At 32.6% G+C, this 7,205-nt stretch carries 13 protein-coding genes; 7 read left to right on the forward strand and 6 right to left on the reverse strand.

Annotated elements, in window-relative coordinates; all coding sequences use genetic code 11:
* The first annotated feature begins 114 nt into the window (after positions 1-114).
* The 4 genes from ACFVT8_RS23735 to ACFVT8_RS23750 all read left to right on the forward strand — a co-directional run bounded on the left by ACFVT8_RS23735 (position 115) and on the right by ACFVT8_RS23750 (position 2,339).
* Positions 115-423: a hypothetical protein gene (locus tag ACFVT8_RS23735; RefSeq protein WP_387080533.1), complete on the forward strand. Its 309-nt coding sequence runs from the start codon at positions 115-117 to the stop codon at positions 421-423.
* Positions 413-673, forward strand: a complete 261-nt coding sequence (locus tag ACFVT8_RS23740; RefSeq protein ID WP_387080535.1) for a phage holin — start codon at positions 413-415, stop codon at positions 671-673. The genes ACFVT8_RS23735 and ACFVT8_RS23740 overlap by 11 nt, the downstream gene beginning before the upstream one ends.
* Positions 670-1,335 carry a M15 family metallopeptidase gene (locus ACFVT8_RS23745; protein WP_387080537.1) on the forward strand — a complete coding sequence of 222 codons (666 nt, stop codon included), beginning with the start codon at positions 670-672 and terminating at the stop codon, positions 1,333-1,335. Before ACFVT8_RS23740 ends, ACFVT8_RS23745 begins: the two co-directional genes overlap by 4 nt.
* Before the next feature lie 395 nt (positions 1,336-1,730).
* Positions 1,731-2,339 (forward strand): hypothetical protein, encoded by a 609-nt coding sequence (locus ACFVT8_RS23750; RefSeq protein ID WP_387080540.1) that lies wholly within the window; start codon positions 1,731-1,733, stop codon positions 2,337-2,339.
* 473 nt (positions 2,340-2,812) lie between these two features.
* On the opposite strand, the gene ACFVT8_RS23755 is transcribed toward ACFVT8_RS23750, so the two are convergent.
* Entirely contained in the window at positions 2,813-3,220 is a 408-nt protein-coding gene (locus ACFVT8_RS23755; protein ID WP_387080543.1) for a hypothetical protein, read from the reverse strand.
* 289 nt (positions 3,221-3,509) lie between these two features.
* Between ACFVT8_RS23755 and ACFVT8_RS23760 the strand changes: the two genes are divergently transcribed.
* The gene (locus tag ACFVT8_RS23760) at positions 3,510-3,824 is read left to right on the forward strand and encodes a hypothetical protein (RefSeq protein WP_387080545.1); all 315 of its coding nucleotides are present in this window, start codon (positions 3,510-3,512) and stop codon (positions 3,822-3,824) included.
* A gap of 65 nt (positions 3,825-3,889) precedes the next feature.
* Here ACFVT8_RS23760 and ACFVT8_RS23765 read toward each other — a convergent pair whose 3' ends face one another.
* The 5 genes from ACFVT8_RS23765 to ACFVT8_RS23785 form a co-directional block, all read right to left on the reverse strand.
* Positions 3,890-4,147: a hypothetical protein gene (locus ACFVT8_RS23765; protein WP_387080547.1), complete on the reverse strand. Its 258-nt coding sequence runs from the start codon at positions 4,145-4,147 to the stop codon at positions 3,890-3,892.
* Positions 4,147-4,701: a hypothetical protein gene (locus ACFVT8_RS23770; RefSeq protein ID WP_387080549.1), complete on the reverse strand. Its 555-nt coding sequence runs from the start codon at positions 4,699-4,701 to the stop codon at positions 4,147-4,149. Before ACFVT8_RS23770 ends, ACFVT8_RS23765 begins: the two co-directional genes overlap by 1 nt.
* Position 4,702: 1 nt before the next feature.
* Complete coding sequence (locus ACFVT8_RS23775) at positions 4,703-5,125, reverse strand: DUF6941 family protein (protein WP_387080551.1); 423 nt, start codon at positions 5,123-5,125, stop codon at positions 4,703-4,705.
* A 371-nt stretch (positions 5,126-5,496) separates the two neighbouring features.
* Entirely contained in the window at positions 5,497-5,700 is a 204-nt protein-coding gene (locus tag ACFVT8_RS23780; RefSeq protein WP_387080554.1) for a hypothetical protein, read from the reverse strand.
* A 232-nt stretch (positions 5,701-5,932) separates the two neighbouring features.
* Entirely contained in the window at positions 5,933-6,079 is a 147-nt protein-coding gene (locus ACFVT8_RS23785) for a hypothetical protein (RefSeq protein WP_387080555.1), read from the reverse strand.
* Positions 6,080-6,235: 156 nt separating this feature from the next.
* On the opposite strand from ACFVT8_RS23785, the gene ACFVT8_RS23790 reads away from it, so the two are divergent.
* Positions 6,236-6,595 carry a YolD-like family protein gene (locus tag ACFVT8_RS23790; RefSeq protein WP_387080558.1) on the forward strand — a complete coding sequence of 120 codons (360 nt, stop codon included), beginning with the start codon at positions 6,236-6,238 and terminating at the stop codon, positions 6,593-6,595.
* Entirely contained in the window at positions 6,585-6,917 is a 333-nt protein-coding gene (locus ACFVT8_RS23795) for a hypothetical protein (RefSeq protein ID WP_387080561.1), read from the forward strand. The genes ACFVT8_RS23790 and ACFVT8_RS23795 overlap by 11 nt, the downstream gene beginning before the upstream one ends.
* Positions 6,918-7,205 lie beyond the last annotated feature (288 nt).

Raw genomic sequence — 7,205 nt, forward strand, 5'->3', positions numbered from 1 at the left:
TATTATGCGCTGTGAGAGCAATCGAGATGGGCAACGGTACGTGTTACTGATTCTCGATGCTTCTGACAGCGTTGTTTATTTTAACTAAATAGGGCAAAGGATTGGTGATGGCAATTGACAGTGGAATTAGGAATTGTTTTAACAATTTTATCGCTAATTGTAGCGATACAAGGGTATCAACTCAACAAAACTAAAAGTATTAAAGATGACGGAAGACAGTCCGCAGAAGTGAGCGCACAATTGCATTACATCAGCAAAGGTGTGAATGATATTCAAATAGATATGAAAGATATTCGTTTGGATATGAAAGCAAATGATCAGAAAGTTCAAGAGGTAGTACAACGGGTCACTCGTGTAGAAGAATCATCTAAGCAGGCTCATAAACGAATTGATAAAATGGAGGGTTTAACACATGAAAATTAACTGGAAAGTACGACTTCAACACAAACAATTTTGGGTATCGCTAATCGCATTACTACTAGTGCTCGCTAATCAAATAGCGGGCATTTTTAATGTCGATATAACGATTTACAACGCTCAAGTTACAGCTATTTCTGAAACAATTCTAAGTATTTTGGGTTTGCTTGGTATTATTATCGACCCGACAACATTAGGCATTTCAGATAGCACGCAAGCCTTTAATTACGACAAACCAAAGGATGATGCTAAATGAGTACAAGTGTAACTACTACATGTCGAGATCTTGCTGAACTATTACCAGCTGCACAAACAGCTTGTAGATTACTATTCCAAGAGTGTTTTAAGGCTGGCATTAAGAACATCTTTATTACTGAGACGTATCGCTCTCAAGAACGACAAAATTACCTATATGCTCAAGGACGAACACGACCAGGACAAATTGTTACTTGGACACTAAACAGTAATCATAAATCACGTCTAGCATGGGATATTGCTGTTGGCCCTCCACAATCATTGTATGATGTGACAATGCTCAATCGAGTAGGTGCTATTGCTCGAAAGCTAGGTATTACATGGGGCGGTAATTGGGTAGGTAGTATTGACCGACCGCACTTTGAAGTTAAATCAACTTGGAAAATGCCAACAGGTTATAAATTAGAAGGACAAGTAATTGTACCAAGTAACAGCAAATTGCAAGTTCAATTAATTGTGAAAGACAAACCAAAGGAGGAAATCAAAATGACAAATTGGAATCCGGGTTCACCTACTATGAAAACAGAGGCTGAAAATTATATAGCACAGGCTGTAAAGGATGGTATTATTCAAGCTTCACATTTGAAAGATTTACAAAGTGGAGCAATGACAACAGATCGTTTAATTGGATTGTATATTACGATTCAGCAAAGACGTAAATAAATAAGTAATGAAGACTAGCAAAGCTAATTTAGTCGAGCTAGTCTTTTTTCTTATTACATAATACTAAAGTGACAATTTCGTGAAAATATTATTTTAGAATAAAATGAAATAAAAAATAAATTTCAAGAGCTTTAATGATATGTTCACTAAAAACGTTACTTTTTTATTACAAAAAAAATAAGCACGCCAAAAAATGGCGTTGTAATTGGCGTGATTGGCGTGATTTTGTTAAAAAACAATTGAGTACGCCAAAAAATGACGTTATGACCGCCGGAAAAATGGCGTGAATCGACTGTTGAATTGGTAATGTTAGTAATGATAGGATAATAATTACTCGAGGTAAGTTTAGCTATAGCTATTTAAAATATTATTATCTGAAAATAAGGTGGTTCATTATGAAATTTAAAAATATAATCTTAGCATCGACTTTAACTCTATCAATGATTCCTTTTTCTAACATACAGGATGCATCAGCATCTGAAATAAGTAATCCATCAAATTTTGCAGACCAAGAATTTTTTTCTAATACAGTAGAAACAAATACAAGTGCAAATGATGTTGATATAATAAAGTTTAATAATAGTTCATTACAGATTAATTTCACTAATGAAAATGTAAACGTTGAATTCAATGAAAATGGAGTAGTGACATTAACTAACGGTGAAAATTCAGAAGTTTTACCGACAACTGCAATTGATGTAAATGGTAACACTGTTAATTTAGTCTATAATGAAATTGAAAATGGGTTATTAGTTGAATTGCAAAATGATTCTGAAACAAATCAAGGATCGTTATCAAGAAGCAAAAGGAGTTTTAATCCAATAAAATGCGCACTTGGAACTGCAGGAGCCTGGATAAGCGGAGGAGTTGCTGGCGCAGGTACTGGTGCTGCTGTAGGCGATAAAAAGGGTACAAATGGTAAAGCTGTAACAAGTGTTGGAGGTGCTATAGTTGGTGCTGTAGGTGGCGGTATGGCTGGATTTGCTACATTCTGTACTGATTAATGAGGTGATGATTTTTGAATGAATGGTTTTCTAGACCGATGATATTGAGCTATCTTGTAATATGGATCCTGTTTATATTTTTACAATTGGCATTAGAAGCAGATTTAAAATGGATTATTTTAAATCCTTTAAATTTACTTTTTATATTTAATCTTATTACAGGTGTCACTTATCAATTCAAAAAAAAAAATGATACTTATACTCAGTAATTAATTCGGAGTATAGACAAAAAGCCCAGGTACTCAATTAATTTTTGAGCCTGGGCATTTTTTTTATTGCTAAAAACAGAACATTAGTTCTGTAATATGTACAAACAAACGTTCTATTTTGTTGGGGGTGCGATATTATGATAAATGATCGTGGGAATATGAAGGAACGTCCATTATGTTGCCTAAACATTTAGTGGAATTAAAAAAGGAAAAAAGAAAAATTTCATCACTGGAAGCTTATTCTAATGAATAGACCAAGATAGCTTAATTGCCAACTTGGTTCTTATATCTATTTAATTCTCCTATTGATAAAGTAATAACATAATGTTCTTCAATGCTAGTAAGATCTACTAATGAGTCACCTTTTGTATAGGAATATCTAAGCGATCCATCGTATTCTTCCTCAACCTCTTCTTCTTTCCAACCATTTAATTTTATAAGTAATTTATAATCTTTTGGAATATCTTTACTATGATTTGACCACTTGAAGCCCATTATATTTAAAGTATTTTCACCATCGGAGTTTTTTTCTTCTCCAAATGACTCTGCTCCTTTAGGTATTGGAAAATTATCGAAGGTTTCTGAATGTTCATATCGTGAAACTAATATTAAATAAGGTATGGCCACAATTGCTACTAAAACAATTGCAATTATTGCTACGATTTTTTTCATCTCAATCTTTCTCCTATTAATTATTTTCAATCATTTCCATTTTAAGAGATTTGTTATTGTTTGTATACATAAATTACAACAAAGCCCAGATACTCAATTAATTTTGAGCCTGGGCATTGTGGTGATGGTGGTAGTAGTAAAGATCCAAACACATTAAAGAAAGGTAACCGTATTTTTATCGGTGTTGAAATCTGCTACAGCAAAAATGGTGGTGCTCGTTATACTGCAACTGAAGAAAATGCAGTACATTGCTAAACTATTAAAACAGAATGGTTGGGGCATTGAAAAAATGAAAAAACACCAGGATTGGAACGGAAAATACTGTCCTCATCGTATCTTAAGCGAAAATCGTTGGAATCGCTTCTTAAAACGAATTGAACTGGCTATGAAGCCGACAACTCAAACAATAACACCGACACAACCAAAGGAGGAAACGAAGATGGCAAATTCACTAACATCAACAGCGAAAGAGGATTTAAAAGCACTATTGAAAACAACGTATCAAAAAGGGATTTTAAAGGTGGACCATAGCGAAAAAGTGGGTTCAATGACTGATAGTGAAGCTTTAGGATTGTTGATTTCTGTAGTTAAACGAACTCTATGATAAGATTAACGCTATTAAATAATAATAAACAAAAAACAGATAACATTGTGTTATCTGTTTTTTTGTTATTCATTGGTTTTATTAAATTGTACTCTAGCATCTATTACAAAAACATAAGTAGCATAACCTGTGATAATAATCATTGTAGCGAACCACGCATTGAAAGCAAATTTAATAGAATCGGGTTCTAATATATCCCTAAACATGTACAACGACGTAATTGCAATTAATGTCATTACAACTATGAATAACATAGATGGCCATAACTGCTTGGCTACTGTTGTTACTACTTTCGGTGTTAAGGCATCTGTTGGTGAAGACATTAATTATCCTCCTTCAGTTTCTTTCTAATAAAAGTAAACATAGGTAATGAGAGGAATAATAAAGTAGTCGGGATAGTGGCTTGCCATTGAATGTTATAAAATAGTGGCATTGTTAGCATTGCTATACCAGAGAATAATCCGCCGTAAAAGCCAATATTTTCAACTTTGTTTTGATGCATTATTAATTTGTTAGTCATAGTCACATCCTCCTCAGTTTGAACAGATGAATAACTCATAACGGTAACTTCACGCTCAGCTTTTTCATATGAAAATCTAAGCCCAGTACTAGCTGTTTCAACCATTTTAACACCATAACTATCTAATTCAATTAACTTGTTTACATTTGTTGAATTAATTAATACAGTATTTTCATGATTTTCTTTATTGAAATTTAATGTGTATTCACCTTGAGGGCTAGTATTCTCTAATACCCCTGGTATTATACTTGGTGCGAATAACGAACTGACAATACCAAGTGTTATGTGAACACCCTTAAAATCTAAAGAAACTGGTTTGTAATTATTATCTACTCTTTGAATTTCTAAAGTTTCCATATCAATCACCTACTGGATAAACGAATAACGGAAATTCGCCAATTAATTCCTTGCTAACAAAAATACGTCCTACATACTTTCCTTCGTACTGTAGTTTTACATTTCTTAAATTCAAATTGAAAGTGTAACCACGTGCTTCAATAGGTACAATTTTATCTGTTCGTTCTGGTTGAATATGAATTTCGGAAGTATCGACTATTACTTCGTTTATAGGATTAACAAGTTGAAAAGATAAAATATGGCTTTCTTCTGTATTAATATTTGTAACCCCAAAAGCAACTGCGAAAGAATAAGTACTTGGTATAAATGGCGTTCTTATAATATTTTGAGGGTTTATTAAATGCAGTGCTGATCCTGGAGCACTTGAATTAGACATATGTTGTACATCATCAAAAAACATAAAGCTACTTACTATCGGTTTCATAATTTTATCTCCTTATGTATATGTTGTATAAATAAATTATATCGTGTTTTATTAAATTTTGGTAGTATTTTCCCACATATGCACCATAAACCAATTTGCTTTTGAAACACCTAAAAAAAGTTCTATAATATAAAGTGATGGATATTGTAATTTTGTAAATCAGTATCTATTTTTTTATAAGATAAGCGTCTAAAATGAATTTAGTAAAAATAAATGACCAGGTAATCAAATTTTTTTGGTCTTGGTCATTTTTTATTAGTTCTACAATGTTGAAAAACAAACATTCTGTTTTGCTGAGCGGAGCGAGAATATGATGAAATGCATAGCGCAAGAGGTATGAGCAGTTTAAGACATTAAAAAACCAAGACAGCTTACACGCCATCTTGGTCTATTTTCATGTCATTTAACACTTGCTTACGCTCTAATATCAATTCCATAAATTCATCCAAATCTTCCTCTAAAGCATTATTCTTGATAAAGCTGCGCGCTCTAGATCGAGCGCTAATGTACTTTGCACGTTCTTTGTTCTTTTCCTGCCAACGTTTATTTGCTTCGGTCTGAGAATTTTTTTCCAAGTTTAACCCTTCTTTCTTTTGAAATACACTACGATATTTAATATCGCTAATAAGAAACATATTGAGTATATAACAATCATGGAATAGTCGAAAAACTTTGGTTCTTTCCAATTAACCATATCTGTTAATACATACAGAGCAAATGCTAATGCCACAACATATCCGATATTTTTCATAACGAGATGGATATGATAAGATTATAGGGAAGGAGGCGTTAACCTCCTTCTACAGCTTATTTGCGACGTTTCTTCTTCCCGGGAGAGCGTCGCTTTTGTTTTTTCTTACTTTTCATATCGCTTATGTTTTTCGCTGAACTTGTAAGTAAGTTTGCGATTGTTGCGATAGCTACTAGGTAAGCTAGAATCTTATCGTAATCCACTTTGTTCACCTCCTTTCTATACTTTAATTATACTAGTACTAGTATATAAAGTCAATACTTTCCTTCAATTATTTCCATTGAAATCAAATACTTTCATTGTCAAAAACAGAACGTTAGTTCTATAATGTATACAAACAAACGTTCTTGGGCTAGATTATGATAAAAGACCGTGGAAATATGAAGTGGACAGCGATGATGTTGCCAGAGCATTTGGTGGAAATTCGAAAATGGAAAGAAGAGCAATTTCATGAAAAGAAACGTGATTTGACTGAATGGGAATTAGAAGAAATTGAACAAACCATACAACGTGCCTTTAAATTACGACAACTAGTTACATTAACGCTATGGCAAAATCATAATTTGCATGATAAAACTGGATTAGTTACAGGTATGGATCCTCACAAAAAGGAACTACTACTGGATGCGAATATATCAGTGAAACGTATTTCATTAAACGATATACAAGATGCGAAATTGATAGATGTTGATTCTGGAGATATTGAATATGACAGTTAAATATAAGTTTAAATCTAAAACATTTAAAGAGGTTACAAAACAAAAAACAGATGTACTAAAAATCGTTACTGCTGATTTGGCTGATGATGTAATTACAAAAATTTATGAATGTAAAGATACAGTGATTATACACAGCAAAAATAGCAACTCAAATCACGCTAGTATTTCTAATGCTAAAGGTTATGATTTTATTCAAGAATGGGAAATCAGATATGCAATTGATTATATTTTGAATGCTGATTATACAAGTGTAAGTATGAGGGTAAGTAGTACTGGAGTAATTCATTTATATGCTAATAAAGATAACATTCTTTTAAACTAAAAAGAAGGTCGCTCATTTAAAAAATAATGAGTGACCTTTTTAGTTTTTTTAAACTAAAGTTATCAGATTCAACATATACCTGTCCGTATATTTTTTGGTACCCCAAGTACCTCAGTAAAAAATGCCTCGTACCCCAATCGTACCCCACATGAGAATACGATGAAATGCAAATAAATAAAACTTACCTTAAATTACTGCCTGCATAGAGAACATGAAAACATAGAATTAATCATAGTTAGCCTAATAAAAATACAGCTAAATAATGTCAACTCTTAAGAAAAATTTAAG

Origin of the sequence: Lysinibacillus sp. NPDC058147, assembly GCF_042884205.1 — a bacterium.
GTDB lineage: Bacteria > Bacillota > Bacilli > Bacillales_A > Planococcaceae > Lysinibacillus.